The organism is Streptococcus gwangjuense (genome assembly GCF_003627155.1).
In the GTDB taxonomy this organism is placed as follows: Bacteria; Bacillota; Bacilli; order Lactobacillales; family Streptococcaceae; genus Streptococcus; species Streptococcus gwangjuensis.
The window spans coordinates 893,976-911,340 of record NZ_CP032621.1; the positions used below are offsets into that span (position 1 = coordinate 893,976).

Genomic DNA, 17,365 nt, shown 5'->3' on the forward strand with positions numbered 1-17,365 from the left:
GGTGGAACTCCCGTGAGCTTTGCTAGAGCTGTTCGATTGCTTGTAAAACAACTTTTATGAAATCCAATAAGTGATTTGGAAAGGAGGATTTTATGAAGCAGACTGACATTCCGATTTGGGAGCGTTATACCCTAACTATTGAAGAAGCGTCAAAATATTTTCGTATTGGCGAAAACAAGCTACGACGCTTGGCAGAGGAAAATAAAAATGCAAATTGGCTGATTATGAATGGCAATCGTATTCAGATTAAACGAAAACAATTTGAAAAAATTATAGATACATTGGACGCAATCTAGCGTCGCCAAAGGGTCTTGTATATGATAAAATAGTATTAAGTCGTATCAAGGCTCTTTCCATAAAGGAAAGGAGCAAATGCCATGTCAGAAAAAAGACGTGACAATAAAGGTCGAATCTTAAAGACTGGAGAGAGCCAACGAAAAGACGGAAGATACTTATACAAATATATAGATTCATTTGGAGAACCGCAATTTGTTTACTCGTGGAAACTTGTGGCTACAGACCGAGTACCAGCAGGAAAGCGTGATTGTATCTCACTTAGAGAGAAAATCGCAGAGTTACAGAAAGACATTCATGATGGTATTGATGTTGTAGGAAAGAAAATGACACTCTGCCAGCTTTACGCAAAACAGAACGCTCAAAGACCAAAGGTTAGAAAAAACACTGAAACTGGACGCAAATATCTTATGGATATTTTGAAGAAAGACAAGTTAGGTGTAAGAAGTATTGACAGTATTAAGCCATCAGACGCTAAAGAATGGACTATTAGAATGAGTGAAAATGGTTATGCTTATCAAACCATCAATAACTACAAACGTTCTTTAAAGGCTTCATTCTATATTGCTATACAAGATGATTGTGTTCGGAAGAATCCATTTGACTTTCAACTGAAAGCAGTTCTTGATGATGATACTGTCCCTAAGACCGTACTAACAGAAGAACAGGAAGAAAAACTGTTAGCCTTTGCAAAAGCTGATAAAACCTACAGCAAAAATTATGATGAAATTCTGATACTCTTAAAAACAGGTCTTCGTATTTCAGAGTTTGGTGGTTTGACACTTCCAGATTTAGATTTTGAGAATCGTCTTGTCAATATAGACCATCAGCTATTGAGAGATACTGAAATTGGGTACTACATTGAAACACCAAAGACCAAAAGTGGCGAACGTCAAGTTCCTATGGTTGAAGAAGCCTATCAAGCATTTAAGCGAGTGTTAGCGAATCGAAAGAATGATAAGCGTGTTGAGATTGATGGATATAGTGATTTTCTCTTTCTTAATAGAAAGAACTATCCAAAAGTGGCAAGTGACTATAATGGTATGATGAAAGGTCTTGTTAAGAAATACAACAAGTATAATGATGATAAGTTACCACACATCACTCCATGTCATTTGCGTAAAGGTTATGGGAAACGGAAGTCTAAAGTCATTGATGGAGTACAACACTTTCTCAACAGACCAGATACTGGTATAGCTTCGTATTTTCTTCATGTAATCAATCCTTTCATAAAAATGGGGATAGTCTTTTGACTACCCCGTAAACAAGAAAATCTGCCAGTAAGAATGTACCGACAGATTTAATAGACGATTTCAAAAATCCCATGATTGGTTGAGATAAACGTTCCTGAAAGGTCTAAATCCCGACCATAGGCTTGATAATCAATATAGTTTTGAAGACTAGCTGGTACTTCGCCTAAAGCACCCGTTTCTTCAATGTAGTAGCGTGCCACGTCATACATATCATCACAATCGGAATGAATGATAATATCCTCTTGATGTTCGCTTAGTTCTTCAATGCTTGAAAAATGAGTGAGCAGAGCAGATAGCTCCGATTGTAATTCTTCGGGTAATTCCGATACCATTTCCCATAGTCGATTGAGTTCGCCAATGGAAGTGTATTCGTCAACCGTAAAGGGTAACTCGTAGTCATGAATGGCGTATTCCTCATATTCATCATTCAAGCCGATTTTCTCTTTGACTTCCTCAAAGTCAATGGGAAAGGTAAACCACGCACCGACCAATTCGCCCTCATTGTATTTGCCTAAATTCGCAATATAGACTTGCATATCGTCCATATATTCACGTCCTTTCTTTGTAGAGATTCAAAAATCCCTACCGCACTTCGTTTGGTGTACCATTCCTTTGCGGAACATAAGAAAACCACTTATATTCCACAAAAGAACGGTTTTATTTAAGCACCAATAATGCGATTGAATAGCTCTAGTAAAATGTCTTTTACTCCAGCAGCGTTGAAGACTAAGCCAACCGCAATAATCGCAATAATTAAAAAGCCAATCAGTTTGCTAAACTCACGCTTGAAGCCAAGATACAAGCCAATCACAACGATTGCTAAAAGCACCAGTGATTGAGCGTTTGATAGAAACCAGTTATAAAGGTTTTGTCCAAAATTCATAAAAATGTTCTCCTCTCTATATTCAATGAATTTGTATTTGAGTTATTTTTTTGTTGTTATCACGTCCTGTTCTTTTACTGACTGTTGCTTCAAAATCTGCTTGTGTCGGTCTGTCAGTTTCGCATGGTCGAGAATGTCTTTTACAACCTGCGTCTGGTTGATTTCATCAAGTTTAATCGCAACCTTTAAGGTCGGGGCAACTTGATGAGATAGCCAGTTCAGCGTCCTTTGGAAGGAGTAAGGCTCTGGTTTTGTGGTTAGTTTTAATCGTTCACGATTGTTCCCAATAAACCAAGCCCATTCTTCATTCAGTTTCCAATCAGAACGAGGTTTGGAATCGTCTTTATCTACAAAACGGATATACCGATTGATAATTTTAAAGGCGGTATGCTCTGGATTGTCATAGACGAGTAAATCACGGACTGCATAATAGCACGCTCATTTTTCAATCGAATCTCAAAACGGTTTTTTACTTCTGCGTCTTCAATGGGAATATCATTTTTCTTGTACTGCTCGTAGTCCTTTTCATAGATACAGAAATAAACTTCACTTTGTAATGAACCGATATAGAGGGTGTTTCCCATACATTCCTTTTCCTCTTTGCGTACCAGTTCGCCACTGCGATAGCTTTTAAAACTGCGGAAGACGGAGATACATTCTTCCTGTTGGCACTTTTCAGTGAGTACAGGGATATTTAAAATCCCTGTCTTATCGTTAATGGCAAGGTCAAGGCGTTTCATCACACCGCCAGCCACCAAAACGTCCATAAAGAACTCATACCAGCTTCTTTGTTGTGCCAGAAGATAGCTTTCAAATTGTCTGCACCCACGACCTTTCAATTCCACCAGAACTCCTTTGTCCAGTTCATGGGAGCAAAGGACGAATATGTCGCCTAAAGCATAATGCTCTGAATAAGAATAGAAACCATAGTCCTCATGAAGAAAATAGGACAGTTTCAGTTGTAAGATGTTTTCGACCACCTGCTGTACGTCTGTTGTCGGAAAGCGAATTCTTACATAATCAAACAGCATTTCAAGGGGAGCGTCGGGATTGAAGCGTTCCAGAGCTTCCCAAAGGGACTGCTGTAAATCCTCTGATGGCTTGACTTTTCCTGTTTCAATATCGCTTAGATACTGCCTTGTAATACCAGTCGCAACAGCTAAACGGTTTTGAGATAGTCCATAAGCCAAGCGTTTTTCTTTTAAATGCTGTAACCAAGTTTGTTCATTCAGTAAAAATCCCTCCAATCAAAAAGGCGTATGTCAACTTTTAAAGCCCATTTGACATACGCTGAAATTTTGTAAATCCCTTGTAACCAAAGGATTTTCTAATGTTTTTTTGACTGTTTCCTGTCGATTTGTACCCCCCTGTTAGATACGGGGGGTTAATGGGCAGGGCAAGCCCTGCCCGACAAAGCCAGAACTTACGGTTTAAGACCGTAAAACCTGCCTTTGTCGTCTGTATCTGCCTTTGATTCTCCCTGTATGCCAGTGTAAATCACTACCAAATCAACTTCTGGTCTTAAATATTCCTGTTCAATCACTTCTGATAGACCGTCCGTTTTGAATGAATTTCTATCAAAAAGCTGAAATTCATATAGAATATTTTTGCTGGTAATACTATGTCGCTTCTCTAACCTCATTCTGAATGTGAACGGTGGTTTCTTCACTTCACGGATAATTTCATCAATCAGCTTATCTATTCTGGAATAGAATCGTACTTTTGGATTGACGGTAAAATGCCTGTATCGGTCAATGATGTATTGTTCACAATCTACCGTGAATTGGTCTGTATTCAAGCAAAGACAAATGACAGATTTTTCAGTCGGTGTATGATATATCTCCAATCTTTTAATATCCATTACTTTTATTTCTCCATTTCTTGTTGTTCTGATGATGGCTTTTTTGTGTCCTGTCTGCTGTTGGATAACTTTTTAATTTCCTCTAAAAAGTCATGTCCTTTTGGTACAAGGGGAGTATAAAACTCTGATATGACACTTGTTCCTACATCAACATAGCCACGACCTTTGATTCGCTTTAAGAAGAAATCCTTTTGTACGTCACTGCCAAACATCATGCCATAGCCCATTTCAGACATACGACCTAAAGCCACTCTGAAATTAAACTGGTCACGGATTCCGTCGCCTAGATATTTTGCGTCTGGACGCTGACAAGCCAGTATTAGAAAGAAGCCAGCTTGACGACCTAACATGACAATCTGTTTCAACTTATTTATAACTGCGGTGTTTTCTTTTGTTCCCAGCATTTCCATGAAAGCGACATATTCATCAAAGATTAAGAAGTGTGCTGGAAGTCCTAAGTAAGCATAATTTTCGCCAGTCTTATAATTTTCCATCTGCTTCATTTCCTCACTGCGTTTTATCATTTCTTCATAGAATGTATCAATGCAGGAAAGCAAGTCTTCTTTTCTGTAGTGGACATTTGCCATCACAGAGCCTAAATCGGCTAAGTCTGCATTTTTCGGGTCTAAGATATACAGCTTAGAATCTGTATGAAGCAAGGCTTCAATCAGTGTCAGGATAAAGTAGGTCTTACCGCCACCTGTACCACCAGCTATGAGCATGTGAGGCAGATTGTCATATTCCCACCACATATTTTTCATTAAGCAAAGTTTCCCATCATGAGCTTGTACTTCATCAATAGAAATACGACGGGCTATCATATCATAGAGCAAGGTATATTCCACGTAGGAATCCTTTAACTCTTTATCCGTCAGCTCACAGTACAAGCCACTTTCTAATTTCTTTTCCAAGTGTAGGAGCTGGTCTTGATATTTCCCCAGAGTGATTTCCACTTGTATCTGTATTAAGCCATTTTTAAGGCGATAATAGATTTTAGGGAAGTAGGTTATCTTTTCTTTGGTACGACTGGGGGAATCCTTGAAGAAGCCATCTGTTTTGACCTGTTCTGATTCATACCACTTATTTTCAAGAACCATCTTCGCCAGCTTTTGACGGTGGTAGAGTTGTTTAATCGTATCATAGCGATACCGTTTGAATAGAAACGCCACCAGCAAGCAGACAAGAATTGCGACACTGAAACTGATACTTAAATACGGAATGTCAATCTTATCTGCTTGTGATAGGTTAAAGTCCTGCCAGTTGACCTGCTGGATTGTCTTCACATGAAACAGTCCGACAACAAGCAGTAAAATAGGCAGTAAGGACGCTACTGTAAAATGAAAGACTAAATCTTTGTCACTCGGACGAATCCTTTTACCACGAAAGACACGCTGTTTCATGTTTGATTTTCTCCTTTCTCTCTAATGGAAGATACGTGGCTATTTGTCCGTAGCAGGTTCTTTCTTAGGTGGCTGTTGATTTCTAAAGGAATTAGAATCCTTTGTCAGCACAATATCGTCTGCCTTGATGTACCAGTCAACATCTGCTCCTTGAAAGGTAGCAGTAGCGACAGTATCCGCAATGGGATTGATAAGTTCCACCCGTGCGTTATATTCAAACTCTTTCAAAGGCACGCTGGCAGGAATACTTACTTGAATCATGCGTCCTTGCCCTTTGGATTTTAAGTCATAGGTACGTTCTTTGATTTCCTCTGAAACCGTACCGTCTTCATTTTGGATTCTCACTTCACGACGTAGAGCAGAGAATTTTAATTCTCCAAAAGTCGTGTCTTTATCTAATACGATACCATTTGCTAATCTCATCATTTTTCCTCTCTTTCTTTATTCTTTTACCATGTCGTCAGCATGTAAAAGGTAATTTGTAAAACCACGAGTGCCGATTTTATAGCCCTCGGCGGTAATACGTGGATTGACTAACTTAACACGTTCCTCAAAGCCGAAATGTTTTTCGCCAGCTTCAGCAGGAAGTACGACCACAATATCATCTGCTCTTTGAACGTCTGAATAGAGATTATAGCTTCGAGATAAGACGGTTAGATGTCCGTTGATTCTTCGCTGTACGACTTTATCCTCGCCAGCAAATTCTAAATTGCCGAATGTTTTTTCCATCTTGGGAATCACAAATTTAAGTTCCATATTTTTACCTATCCTTTCTTTTTTATGGTTGAATGAATCTCGTTTGTTTGATGGTCTTTCACGGTGGGGAGCGACCTTTATTCTCTTGTTTTTCTATTTTCGTAGTATCACGTCCTTTCAAATCGGGTAAAAAAATAGACACCTCATTTTTGAAGTGTCCACCTTTTGCCTATTCAATTTTTATTGGAAGTATCTTTGTTTCTTCACTTTTCAAGGGTAAATCGTCGTATCAAAGCTCATTCATAAGTAGTAAATTAGTAGTAAATTGATTGGTTTCGACCTTGATAAAGTGTGATAAGTCCAGTGTTTATACGGATAACTAGATTTTCATACTATTTTTAACTAAAAAAATCATTATACAAATCAAGCTACTAAAGATGAATTTATGGTATACTGGTGATAATAAATTGTTATCGGTAGGAGAAGTCAGTGTATAAAATTAATAAATTTGAAGGTGAAATCTATCAGAAGTTAAATAAAATTCTTGATTCATATAACCAAGAACAGAATAGCGTAATAAATCTTGCTGCATGTATTAGCTATCCATTCACCGAAGTATTAGAGATTCAAAGTTTCCCTCTCGCTACTCTGCCAACAGAGGGAGCTGTTGAAAAACGCTTTTTTCCTCATTGTACTTCATTGGATAATATTGAAATATATTCAGAAGAATTGTGTCTTCAACTTTTTGATTTAAATCCTGGTGATTATAGAGTTAATGTGCAACCACATTCAGGAACTCAGGCTAACCAAATAGTCTATAATTGTGTTTTAGAAAGTGACGATTATATTTTATCGTTATCTCCAAAAGACGGAGGACATATTTCACACACTTATACAGGCAAAGGTACTGTAAAATATTATCACTTAGATCATGATTTAAATATTGATTATATCGAATTAAAGGAATTATTAGATAAATATAAACCTAAATTGATTATTATTGGTGCTTCATCGTATGGAAATGAATTTAATTATCAACAAATTTATGAAATTATAAAAGAGGTTAGCCCCAATACCCTTATTTTAGCGGATATTTGCCATAGTGTTTTATATATTATGGCAAAGCTACATAAGTCGATTTTTCCATATGTCGATTTCGTTACTTTTACAATGGATAAATGTTTACGTGGGCCTCAAGGAGGAGTACTAATGTATCGTTCTATATTTGAAGAAAAAATAACTAATTCAATTTTTCCTAGAATACAGGGAGGTCCTACACAAAATGCATTATTTGCGAAATGTATCTGTTTAATCAAATTATTATCAATAGATATTCAAGATTATGCACAACAGGTTATAAAAAATACTTTATTGTTTATAAAACAATTAAGTAAAGAAGGGGTTGATGTTGTTTATAAAAACTCAAAGACTCATATAATTTTAGTTAATCTACTGAATCTAAACTTGAGTGGTAAGGATGCAGAGAATCTACTTTTTCAACATAAAATATTAGTTAACCGAAATCAAATTCCAAATGATACACACGGACCAATGACGACTTCAGGAATAAGATTAGGAACAATCGGAATTACAAATTTATCCTATACTGATGATGATATTAAAAAATTAGCTAAACTAGTAGCTAATTTATTAAAATATAAACAATATGATTATTCCATATATTTAGATCTCATTCGCAAGTACCATGAACAAATTAATATCTCCAATTAGGAGAAAGACCTATACAGAAATTATATTTTTTGTAAGGAATCAACAGATAGTATTTAGTGAGTCCGTCTTGATAATCATCAATATAAGTTTTTTCACAAACAAAAGGAATATCATCAAATTGTTGTAAATTGTATACTATTTGAAATTTATACCAAGGATCGTCTATGAGTGGAATTTCTTCCTCAAAGTTTCTTAGTGAATTTTGAAATTCTGTAAAAGAGATTCTTTCAGAAATCAATTCAATAATTAATTTGTTTAACTTGAGCATCCTAATATCTAAGGTCAAAGCTTTAGGACATTCTTGAAGTGATTTATTTATAAACTTCAGAGATTGTTGATAATTTTTATTCATCAAAAAAATAATTGATTTATTACAATATGGTTCAAAAATTTCATTTGAATCATATTTTTTTAGTATTTTTATGGCCTTATTTAGATTCTCTAAAGCTATATCATATTCTCCGTCCCAGATATTAACAACACCTAAATTATTATATACTGTTGCAACAGGTATTTGATATTCATTACGTTGAAAATAGTCCAATGCTAGTTTGAGATTTTCGGTAGCTTCTTTAGTTGGGAAATAATGAGCAGAATTTCGTAAAATAATATAATAGAAGTCGTCTTTTTCTACAGAATTCATGCTTTCATTAAGGAGTTTAATTGCCTCTCGATCTTTACCTAAATGACCATAAGCATTTAGCTTGTAGAGTAATGTTCCAGAGCAATTTTCTAACTTTTCCAGTGATTTTAGCGCCTCCTCAAATTCATATTTTTGAATTTGAAATCTAGGATAGTATAGCTGTAAATCTTTTGAATAATTATCTTTTTGAAGACTGTTTAAAATAGCTAAACCTCCATTAAAATCAGAAATCCACTGGTACGAGTTCAACATATAATGTAAGTATTTTTCGGGTAATAATTCTATTAAATGAAGTATCTTCTTACTCAAAGATACAATGTAAAAATATGAATTTTTCCTGTATTCGATTTCAAGTAACTGTTTGATATATTCTACATTTTGCCGCAACTCTTCAATATTACATATATTTATTAAGCAGTGAATTAAATAAGCTAACTCGCCACCAACTCCTATAGATAGGATAGTTTGCTCTAAATATATTTTTAGATTGTTGGTTACTAATTGAAGATCAGAAGCATTTGTGTGATTTAAAATACCATTTACAATTGATTCGTGTGAAATTTTGATTTTATCATTTGTATCACCATTAATATAGACAAAACCTGCATCAATAAGGGATTTTAGAGAATCAGCTACTTCAGTATTTTCGTCTAATATAGATTTAATGTAGTTAAAAACTATATCTTTTTTCATACCAGCAGGAAAAATTGATGATATGATAAGTATATTTTTTTGAATATCTGGAAGTTTGTCATATATATCAGAAATATTAAATAATTCTGAATTTGGATTATCAATAAGTCTGTTAATAATTAATTCAATATCTTTATAATTACCTTGTGTTATCTGCCAGATTTGATTCAATTTGACATTATCAAGTAAAGCAATTTTATTTCTTATTAGTAATTTACACTCATCCTCAGTAAGATACGATAAATTTAATACAGTAGGAGTATAATTGTCCAATGTATCTAGTTTATCAATCGATTTTAACTTATCATTTGTTCGGTTTATAATTGTTAAAGAGATTCCGCTTTGAAGTGTATTAAAGTCATCTTCAAATTTTATTTTTATATCTTCAGATAAAAATTGATAATTATCAATAATAATATTAAGACGGATTTTTTTTGAAACATGACTGAAATATCTTAAATATAAATCATTTTCAAATATTCCCTCCTTTATTTCAGTAATAACTTCTTCCCAAGGATAATCAATTACTTTTTTGTAAGTTGTATCGAACGCAATAAACGATCTGATTAACCTAAGACTATGTTTCAGAGTTAGATTTGTTAGTTTTTGTTTTCTTAAATAATTTGAAAACGAATATTTTTGAGGTATTGATAAGCATAGATTTCTTCTGAATTGTGTTGGGACATACGCTCCTTTTAGTAGATTTTCAAAAAATTTATTACTTTCAAACCCATCATTTATAACATCAATGTAGAGAATAAAGGCTTCTTTATCATGGCTGTAAACTCGTTGACAAACCTCTTTGATTAGCTCGGTTTTACCACTACCACTTAAACCATTAATAATATATAAACTATTTTTATCATTACTAGAAAATTTAAAATGCTGTTTTAATTCTTCTATTTCAGTATCTCGACCGTAATACATAAAACATCTCCTACCGATAACAATTTATTATCGCTATACAAAGCACCTAAATAGGTTTATAATAGCATGATTATTGATAAAGGAGATTTTTATGGATTATAAACTTATTTCTACTTACTTAGATTATTGCAAAACTCATAAGCGTTTGAGTTCGCACACGATTCGCGCTTATAAGAATGATCTTATGCAATTTTATAACTCAGACTATGATAATGTCGAATCCTATATAGAACAGTTGACACGATCTAACATAAAAACGAATACATTAAGAAGAAAAATTGCTTGTATGAAGGTGTTTTATAACTATCTAAAATACCAGAACATAATTGAAGAGAATCCCTTCAATCAATTGCGCTTTCAATTTAGAACTGAAAAAGTATTGCCTAAAACGATTCCGTATGACATTCTGAAAAGCATTTTTATATATTTAGAACGGAAAGTAATTGTATCTAAAACTGACTATCAAAAACAACACGCTGAAAGAAATCTACTAATTATTTCACTTTTACTTTCAACAGGCATCAGAATTTCTGAACTTTGCCACATTCATCTCAAAGATATTAATCTTTCCAATAAGACACTCCATATTATAGGAAAGGGTAAGAAAGAACGTATCCTATTTTTAGGAGATCAAAAAACATTCAATTTATTAGAAACATATATAAATAAAACAAGAAATGAATCAAATGATTTCTTGTTTCCAGGGAAACATTCTCTTAAACCATTGTCAGAGCAAAGTGTACGTTTAGTTATAAAGAGAATCGTTGAACAAAATAGCTTATCTAAAACTATTACACCACATATGTTTAGACATAGCTTTGCGACAATGCTTCTAGATAATGATGTAGATATTCGATACATTCAACAAATTCTTGGACACAGTTCTATATCAATCACACAAATCTATACTCACGTATCTCATTCAAAACAAAAAGAAATACTTAGTTCTTTTAATCCTGTATCAGCGATTCATTCTGAAATCGAATAAGAGAACTTTCCAAAGCCTACAGTTTAGTTCATCTAAAATTAATTTTTGTAGTTCGAATTTAGTTAATAGATTTTATGCTCAACAAAATCAAAAAACATATAAAACTTCACTTTGAATCAGCATTTATAATATATTCTGTATTTAAGAACTCCATAATTGTTTTTCTAAAATATATCTTTCAAATATCCTTAAATATAATAAAAAGAGATGGGCAAAATCTCAATTCCTGAAGAAAATGGAGTAAATCTTCCCACAAGAAAACGCATAATTTCAAGTTTTTCAACACCTGAGATTATGCGTTTTTTGGTTCTAAAAAATTTTCGCCCACCTTAATTAAACAACTAACAAAAGTTATAAGTAGACTATATTTTAAAATTTGTGTTCTAACAACTATTTCAATTAGTTAAATCTTTAAATCTTTCTTCTCCAGATTTAAGCATCTCTTTCTCTACCTGACTCCACTCCCCAAACAGTAACTCTTGAAGAATATCTGCTGCTGAAATTTTATCTTCTCTTGAATCATGTACACAACTTCTATCTCGTTGATAAATTTGAATTCTTTCAAAGATAGCTAGTTCTTCCAACTGTCGGGTATTATCAACTAGATGATTTACAATGAAATCATGATGTTCTTTTGGAGTTGCGCGTGCTTGATTTGGATTGATGGCGTACAGTTCTTCATAACGGATAAGAGTACTTATATAGGACAGCTCAGGCTTTGTTGCAATTAAGGCTAATTGTACTTCATATCCCTTATTTTTCAAGAGTTGTGCTGTTTTCTTTGGAACATCAACTGTTCGTAAAGTTCCCTCTATCAAAAGATTGTATCCCAAATTGCTTAATTCTGTTACTAAAGACTCCACCATTTTGCCTGCAAAATCTTTAGTGTATTCAACACTATCTTTACCATATACTTGCTGCAGTTCTAAATAGTGTGGATGCTGAGAACGAAAACTATCGCCATCTATGATAACAATATTTCCTTGAAATTCTTTCTGTTTAATTCGATGAATTGTAGTCTTACCAGCACCACTTTGCCCTCCAAGCAAAATCGCTATAGGTTGCTTACTGGACTTTTTTCCTCTTGTCAGAGAGCGAAGGTTCCTCTCTAAAGCATGTTTGAATTCACTATCGGTATAATCTTGGATTTCCATTAGGCTACCATCCGTTTTTCAGATATCTCTAACATACGTTCAATTCCATCCAAATAGCCGCTATACCTCTCTATTTCATCAAAATTCTCTACTAAATAGATATTCGTATGAATCAAGTCAGATAGATCATCACTCATTAAAATCCAAGGATTAGATTCATCATCAATGCTAATTCCCTGTCTATCTTGATAACGATAGATTCGAGATAATAGATTAGCACCTCTTTCTTTCACTATTTCAATTTTTAAAGTCAATTCATAATCTTCAACAGGATTCAGCATTTTATCTTCTCCTACAATATCGACATAAGATACATTAAACTTCTGACAAATGATGTCTATTAATTCGGTAGAGACTGAACTCGTTCCATTTTCATAACGACTCAGACTATTTCGTGAAATACCTACAATCCGTGCAAATTCGGGTTGTGTTAAGTCATGTGTTTTACGTAAGGATTTTATGTTCTTTCCAATCATGGCAAACTCCTTTATTTTTCTAAATCCATTATAGCATAAAAAAGCAGAACGCACCAAAATTGGTGCGTTGCTTCTTATTATGGCTTCAAGCTATAATAAAAAGGAGAACAATTGAATATTGTTCTCTCCTTAGATAAATATTTATTGTTGTATTCATTTTTCCGATACGCAAACGATATCTACAAATACATTTACATCTATGTGCCTTTTTAGGATTTTTTTGATGTCAAAATTGCCTTTATCTACAAAGACAAAATGCTTGTGAAATAGCTTGAAATCAAGGATTTTCACCCTTTTTTTCTTTGTAGCAACACTACACACTCCACATGATGCGTTTGCGGAAATAAGTCAACCGGCTGGACTTTCTTCAACTCATATCCCAATTCTTGGTAGAGTTTGATATCACGCGCCATGGTCGCAACATTACAGGAAATATAGGCAATGCGTTCAGCACCTGTTTGGCTACTTGCATTGATAAAGCTTTCTGTGAGTCCTTTTCTTGGTGGATCCACTAGGATAAGGCTTGGTTGAATTCCATCTTTGAGCCAATTCTTCATAGCATTTTCAGCTGTATCACAGACATAGTGGGCGTTTGAAATATTGTTCAGTTGGGCATTCTTCTTGCTATTCTCAACTGCTTCTGGAATAACTTCAACACCATAAACTTCTTTGACATGTTTGGCAACAGAGAGGCCAATCGTTCCGATACCAGAATAGGCATCAATAACCACATCATCTTCTCTTAACTCTGCAAAGTCAATGGCTGTTTGATAGAGCTTTTCAGCCATTTCAGTATTGACCTGGTAAAAAGCTGGTCCAGCGATTTGGTAGTCATTTCCCAACATCTGGTCAGTGATAAAGTCTTGTCCATAAAAGGTGCGCCATTCCTTACCAAAAATCGCATTGGTGTTCTGGTCGTTGATATTTTGCATGACAGAAACAATCTCTGGGAACTGCTTGATTAGTTGTTCAATCAATTGCTCCACTCGGAAAATCTTCGGACGAGTTGTCACCAAAATGACCATGATTTGTCCTGAGTAGTGACCTCTACGTACCACAAGATTACGAATCAAGCCAGATTGTTCCTTTTCATCATAAGGTTTTAAATCATAACGACGGAGCAAGTCGCGTAGGGCTACAACTACCTCATCAATCACAGGATCTTGGATAAAGAAATCTTCCAAAGGCATGATGTCGTGGGAATTTTTACGGAAAAATCCAGTTTCCAAGATACCATTAACACGACGAACAGGCACCTGTGCTTTGTTGCGGTACTTGACTGGATTTTCCATTCCTAGCGTTTCAGCAACCTCTATATCAGTAAATCCAGCAATCTTGTAGAGACTGTCCTTGACTTGCTTAGTTTTAAATTTGAGCTGTTCTGGATAGGCAAGATGACCTAAATCCGCGATTCCTGAACGCAGGTAAGCCAAATCTATATCTTGATTACGGTGTGGTGATTGGACAAGGTATTCTTCAACCTTCCCAAAGCCAATCTTTTTATTGACTTTGAGGACACGCATGAGGATTTTTTCACTCGGTAAAGCATTCTCTACAAAAAAGACCAAACCATCTACCTTGGCAACTCCTGCCCCTTCATGGGTCAAGTCAACAATTTCAACTTCTACAATATCATTTTTCTTTAACATTCTCTTCTCTTTCTATTGGCCGACAAAAAAGACGGCAACGTTACGGTTACCATCTATTATACCATGAAATTTCTTAAGAACCAAAACTCTTGAAGAAGTTGACAATGGCCTGCCAAAGGGAGCTTAAGAAGTTCCCACCGTCCTCTAGTGCCTTATCAGCATCAAAGTTAAGGTTGATATTTTTAAAACTGTCGCCAGCTTGTGATACGATGCTTTGTTTCAGGTCATTCAGTGTTTTAGTGAAGTCTGCATTGCTGAGGATATCACTCTTTGAGAGATTCAAAGCAAAATTGATGATAATATTGATCTGGTTTCCTGTTATAACCTGATCAAGTTTGTAATTTTTTAAGGTATCTTCAACGATTTTGCGGACATCTTCTTCTGTCAGATTTCCCTTACTTTCTTTAGCTTTGGCGAGTCCTGACTTGATATCGGCTAGGGCAACGTTTAATTTATTAGCATCATAGCCTGACTTGTCCTTGTTTTCAGCATTGATATCTGACAAAGCCTTCAGCTCTTCTTGAGCCAAGTCTTTATTGGCTTGTGGCACCTTGGCTCCATTAGCTTCCAGCGAATAGTAAATCCCGGCTAAGGCACTCTCACCTGTAACTGGAATAGGTGCTGCCACAGTGATTTTAGCATGTTCTACACCCAAGGTTACTGCTGCATTGCGGTACATATCCTGAGTCACCTTCGTGATGTTTTCTGGTGTTTCAATCTTGACCTCAAGTGGCGATTTGTCACCTAGTTTTTGAATCTTGGCTGATGAATACAACTGTAAACTTGAGTCATTGGCAACATTCATAATCTTAGAATAGACATCAGGTGTCATGGTCTTGAGTTCTTTGGTGTCTGTTGAGGCATTGTAGCCTAGTTTTTTAAGGGTTTGATTTTTTTGATCTTCAGACAATGATGAACCTAGGACATATTCAGGTTGAACGTAGGTTTCATCGATGACTTTTTGAACATCTGTTGCTGCATGGACGCTATTCATAGCTGTTACTGCCCACAAGACCGCAGCACTAGTCAGAAAGAGTTTCTTTCTCATAGGGAATTTCCTCCTTTACCTTTCTAGAGTAATATATCTATCTTAAAGAAAACTTATAGCAAAAACACCTGGACTAGCCAGATGTCGAAAAGAGAGTGAAAGTTTTAATGATGTAAAGGTTGAGTTGCACCTGTCTAGAATAATAATAGTTTCCTCCATTTACATAGAGTTCGGCACCGTGAAAAATGGAAATGGGGTGAATATAACTATAAGTCTTTCCAGTGGTATTGCCAAGCAAGGGAGCAACAGTCTCACGAGAGTACTGTTTGGCCAGAGCCAAGGTATTTTCCTTGCCATTTTGGGCGATAAAATCGATATAGGCAGGTCCAAAATTATAGGCTTGAACAGCCGTCCAAACATCTACATCCTGCTTCTGGGCCAGATAGAGATTGTCGGTCAGAGTTTGAATGCCTTGCCGAATGCTAGAGGCATTATCATTGATGGTGTTGGTGGAACCACTTGCAGACTCACTAGACTGCATGACATCGCCTTCTTTTCCTTTTGTTTCGGTATAAATCATAGCGAGCACAAGCTCTTCGTTTGCTGGGGTGTCTTTTTCACTCAAGATTTCTCGCACCATGGGTTGATAGGTCATGACTTGCTTGACATCTTGGTGAACGCGGTAAGCTTTATAGCCAGCAAAAAGGAAGACTGCTAGTACAAGCACTCTTCGAATTCGTTTAAACATTATTTACTTTGGATATCCTCGATATTTTTGATTAAGATAGAGTAGGTTCCATTATCGTTTTGGATAAACTCAACAGACTCGGCGTCTTGATAGACGTTATTGGGAACGATGAGCTCAATTCCATTTGACAAGGAGAGTTTTTGGTTTTCAAATTTCTTTAATTGGCGACTGGCATCAATTTCATCGAATTGAACAGGCTCTGGGACAGCTTCTTTAACTTGATCAATAAAGCTCAAACGAGCAGTCAGATTATTGTCAAAAAGGTCGTTGGCCAATTTCTCAGGCGACAATTCATTGCTTTCTTCTAAGTTGTTGAAAATCGCTGATTTTACCTTAGATTGAAATTGAAAATCATCTGTATTAAAAGATTCGGCAATTCTCTGGGCTGTTTTTTCCAGTTCTTTGATGGATTTCTTAGGAGAAATTTTAGGAGCGACAGCAAGAAGATTATCTGAAAAATAGTTCAAAAAAGTCCCGTTGTACTTGATTCGTTTTTCAATCAGATGGTACTTGCGACTCTGAAGATTGACTACCAAGGCCTCGTCAGCACCCGTTCCAAATCCAGGCAAGTTATTCTGAGTTAGCTTGATTGGATTATCAACTTCTCCACCGAGGTGGGTCAAGGTCTCCCGCAGGGCAATTCGCAAGAAAGCGAAATGTTCTACACCTTCTTTAGTAAATTGCACAAAAATCAAGTCATTGGTCTTGAGATTTTCTGAAATGCTGAACTCCTCTTTCCAGAGGTTAGCCAGCGTTACTGATGCCTCCAACAAATCGTCTGTGATGTGATTGAAGAAGGGATTTTCTTCTTCGAAAATCCCAGTCTTGGCTTCATCTGAATACACACGTTCAATTTTTTTACGCAGGTATTCTTCGATTTTTGGAGTAATATTGAGAAACTTATCCGCTAGTAACAGCTCGGTATCATCCGGACTGAACTGGTGAATAATGGCTTTCTTAATATAAATGTCCATAAAAGTT

The 17,365-nt window shown here is 35.5% G+C and carries 16 protein-coding genes and 3 pseudogenes; 4 read left to right on the top strand and 15 right to left on the bottom strand.

Going from position 1 to position 17,365, the window contains the following annotated elements:
* Window positions 1-92: 92 nt before the first annotated feature.
* Both D7D53_RS04445 and D7D53_RS04450 read left to right on the top strand, forming a co-directional pair.
* Window positions 93-296 (top strand): excisionase, encoded by a 204-nt coding sequence (locus D7D53_RS04445; RefSeq protein WP_000814511.1) that lies wholly within the window; start codon window positions 93-95, stop codon window positions 294-296.
* Window positions 297-377: 81 nt separating this feature from the next.
* Window positions 378-1,415, top strand: a pseudogene (locus tag D7D53_RS04450) (site-specific integrase); the annotation flags it as partial.
* Here D7D53_RS04450 and D7D53_RS04455 read toward each other — a convergent pair.
* The 8 genes and pseudogenes from D7D53_RS04455 to D7D53_RS04495 all read right to left on the bottom strand — a co-directional run.
* Window positions 1,401-1,508, bottom strand: a pseudogene (locus D7D53_RS04455) (TcpE family conjugal transfer membrane protein); the annotation flags it as partial. The pseudogenes D7D53_RS04450 and D7D53_RS04455 overlap by 15 nt on opposite strands.
* 86 nt (window positions 1,509-1,594) lie before the next feature.
* Window positions 1,595-2,092 carry an antirestriction protein ArdA gene (locus D7D53_RS04460; RefSeq protein ID WP_000342539.1) on the bottom strand — a complete coding sequence of 166 codons (498 nt, stop codon included), beginning with the start codon at window positions 2,090-2,092 and terminating at the stop codon, window positions 1,595-1,597.
* Window positions 2,093-2,208: 116 nt separating this feature from the next.
* Complete coding sequence (locus tag D7D53_RS04465; protein ID WP_001009056.1) at window positions 2,209-2,430, bottom strand: hypothetical protein; 222 nt, start codon at window positions 2,428-2,430, stop codon at window positions 2,209-2,211.
* Window positions 2,431-2,472: 42 nt separating this feature from the next.
* A pseudogene (gene mobT / locus D7D53_RS04470) lies at window positions 2,473-3,677 on the bottom strand (MobT family relaxase).
* Window positions 3,678-3,853: 176 nt separating this feature from the next.
* Window positions 3,854-4,291, bottom strand: a complete 438-nt coding sequence (locus tag D7D53_RS04480) for a hypothetical protein (RefSeq protein ID WP_015646595.1) — start codon at window positions 4,289-4,291, stop codon at window positions 3,854-3,856.
* A gap of 5 nt (window positions 4,292-4,296) precedes the next feature.
* Entirely contained in the window at window positions 4,297-5,691 is a 1,395-nt protein-coding gene (locus D7D53_RS04485) for an FtsK/SpoIIIE domain-containing protein (RefSeq protein ID WP_015646594.1), read from the bottom strand.
* A 39-nt stretch (window positions 5,692-5,730) separates the two neighbouring features.
* Window positions 5,731-6,117, bottom strand: a complete 387-nt coding sequence (locus D7D53_RS04490; protein WP_000985016.1) for a YdcP family protein — start codon at window positions 6,115-6,117, stop codon at window positions 5,731-5,733.
* Window positions 6,118-6,132: 15 nt separating this feature from the next.
* Window positions 6,133-6,447 carry a YdcP family protein gene (locus D7D53_RS04495; RefSeq protein WP_000420680.1) on the bottom strand — a complete coding sequence of 105 codons (315 nt, stop codon included), beginning with the start codon at window positions 6,445-6,447 and terminating at the stop codon, window positions 6,133-6,135.
* A gap of 429 nt (window positions 6,448-6,876) precedes the next feature.
* Between D7D53_RS04495 and D7D53_RS04500 the strand changes: the two genes are divergently transcribed.
* Window positions 6,877-8,118, top strand: a complete 1,242-nt coding sequence (locus D7D53_RS04500) for an aminotransferase class I/II-fold pyridoxal phosphate-dependent enzyme (RefSeq protein ID WP_120770265.1) — start codon at window positions 6,877-6,879, stop codon at window positions 8,116-8,118.
* Here the strand turns inward: D7D53_RS04500 and D7D53_RS04505 are convergent.
* Window positions 8,102-10,381 carry a tetratricopeptide repeat protein gene (locus D7D53_RS04505; RefSeq protein WP_050088027.1) on the bottom strand — a complete coding sequence of 760 codons (2,280 nt, stop codon included), beginning with the start codon at window positions 10,379-10,381 and terminating at the stop codon, window positions 8,102-8,104. The two genes, D7D53_RS04500 and D7D53_RS04505, sit on opposite strands and share 17 nt — an antisense overlap.
* A 91-nt stretch (window positions 10,382-10,472) precedes the next feature.
* Here D7D53_RS04505 and D7D53_RS04510 point away from each other — a divergent pair, with 91 nt between their 5' ends.
* Window positions 10,473-11,369, top strand: coding sequence for a tyrosine-type recombinase/integrase (locus D7D53_RS04510; RefSeq protein WP_050088029.1), 897 nt, complete (start codon window positions 10,473-10,475; stop codon window positions 11,367-11,369).
* A gap of 395 nt (window positions 11,370-11,764) precedes the next feature.
* Here D7D53_RS04510 and pezT read toward each other — a convergent pair whose 3' ends face one another.
* The 6 genes from pezT to D7D53_RS04540 all read right to left on the bottom strand — a co-directional run bounded on the left by pezT (window position 11,765) and on the right by D7D53_RS04540 (window position 17,358).
* A complete protein-coding gene (gene pezT / locus D7D53_RS04515; RefSeq protein WP_000405378.1) occupies window positions 11,765-12,523 on the bottom strand; it encodes a type II toxin-antitoxin system toxin PezT in 759 nt (252 codons plus the stop codon).
* The gene (gene pezA / locus D7D53_RS04520) at window positions 12,523-12,999 is read right to left on the bottom strand and encodes a type II toxin-antitoxin system antitoxin PezA (protein ID WP_000579616.1); all 477 of its coding nucleotides are present in this window, start codon (window positions 12,997-12,999) and stop codon (window positions 12,523-12,525) included. Before pezA ends, pezT begins: the two co-directional genes overlap by 1 nt.
* Before the next feature lie 287 nt (window positions 13,000-13,286).
* Window positions 13,287-14,648 (bottom strand): 23S rRNA (uracil(1939)-C(5))-methyltransferase RlmD, encoded by a 1,362-nt coding sequence (gene rlmD, locus D7D53_RS04525; RefSeq protein ID WP_120770266.1) that lies wholly within the window; start codon window positions 14,646-14,648, stop codon window positions 13,287-13,289.
* A gap of 73 nt (window positions 14,649-14,721) precedes the next feature.
* Window positions 14,722-15,696 (bottom strand): DUF1002 domain-containing protein, encoded by a 975-nt coding sequence (locus D7D53_RS04530; RefSeq protein ID WP_001227769.1) that lies wholly within the window; start codon window positions 15,694-15,696, stop codon window positions 14,722-14,724.
* 73 nt (window positions 15,697-15,769) lie between these two features.
* Window positions 15,770-16,384 (bottom strand): cell wall hydrolase Pmp23, encoded by a 615-nt coding sequence (gene pmp23, locus D7D53_RS04535; RefSeq protein WP_120770267.1) that lies wholly within the window; start codon window positions 16,382-16,384, stop codon window positions 15,770-15,772.
* Complete coding sequence (locus tag D7D53_RS04540) at window positions 16,384-17,358, bottom strand: nucleoid-associated protein (RefSeq protein ID WP_162927871.1); 975 nt, start codon at window positions 17,356-17,358, stop codon at window positions 16,384-16,386. The genes pmp23 and D7D53_RS04540 overlap by 1 nt, the downstream gene beginning before the upstream one ends.
* Window positions 17,359-17,365 lie beyond the last annotated feature (7 nt).

Excerpts from the sequence above, each read along its gene's own strand:
- D7D53_RS04445 (WP_000814511.1), top strand. The coding sequence starts at position 93 with ATGAAGCAGACTGACATTCCGATTTGGGAGCGTTATACCCTAACTATT.
- D7D53_RS04460 (WP_000342539.1), bottom strand. The coding sequence starts at position 2,092 with ATGGACGATATGCAAGTCTATATTGCGAATTTAGGCAAATACAATGAG.
- D7D53_RS04465 (WP_001009056.1), bottom strand. The coding sequence starts at position 2,430 with ATGAATTTTGGACAAAACCTTTATAACTGGTTTCTATCAAACGCTCAA.
- D7D53_RS04480 (WP_015646595.1), bottom strand. The coding sequence starts at position 4,291 with ATGGATATTAAAAGATTGGAGATATATCATACACCGACTGAAAAATCT.
- D7D53_RS04485 (WP_015646594.1), bottom strand. The coding sequence starts at position 5,691 with ATGAAACAGCGTGTCTTTCGTGGTAAAAGGATTCGTCCGAGTGACAAA.
- D7D53_RS04490 (WP_000985016.1), bottom strand. The coding sequence starts at position 6,117 with ATGATGAGATTAGCAAATGGTATCGTATTAGATAAAGACACGACTTTT.
- D7D53_RS04495 (WP_000420680.1), bottom strand. The coding sequence starts at position 6,447 with ATGGAACTTAAATTTGTGATTCCCAAGATGGAAAAAACATTCGGCAAT.
- D7D53_RS04505 (WP_050088027.1), bottom strand. The coding sequence starts at position 10,381 with ATGTATTACGGTCGAGATACTGAAATAGAAGAATTAAAACAGCATTTT.
- D7D53_RS04510 (WP_050088029.1), top strand. The coding sequence starts at position 10,473 with ATGGATTATAAACTTATTTCTACTTACTTAGATTATTGCAAAACTCAT.
- pezT (WP_000405378.1), bottom strand. The coding sequence starts at position 12,523 with ATGGAAATCCAAGATTATACCGATAGTGAATTCAAACATGCTTTAGAG.
- pezA (WP_000579616.1), bottom strand. The coding sequence starts at position 12,999 with ATGATTGGAAAGAACATAAAATCCTTACGTAAAACACATGACTTAACA.
- rlmD (WP_120770266.1), bottom strand. The coding sequence starts at position 14,648 with ATGTTAAAGAAAAATGATATTGTAGAAGTTGAAATTGTTGACTTGACC.
- D7D53_RS04530 (WP_001227769.1), bottom strand. The coding sequence starts at position 15,696 with ATGAGAAAGAAACTCTTTCTGACTAGTGCTGCGGTCTTGTGGGCAGTA.
- pmp23 (WP_120770267.1), bottom strand. The coding sequence starts at position 16,384 with ATGTTTAAACGAATTCGAAGAGTGCTTGTACTAGCAGTCTTCCTTTTT.
- D7D53_RS04540 (WP_162927871.1), bottom strand. The coding sequence starts at position 17,358 with ATGGACATTTATATTAAGAAAGCCATTATTCACCAGTTCAGTCCGGAT.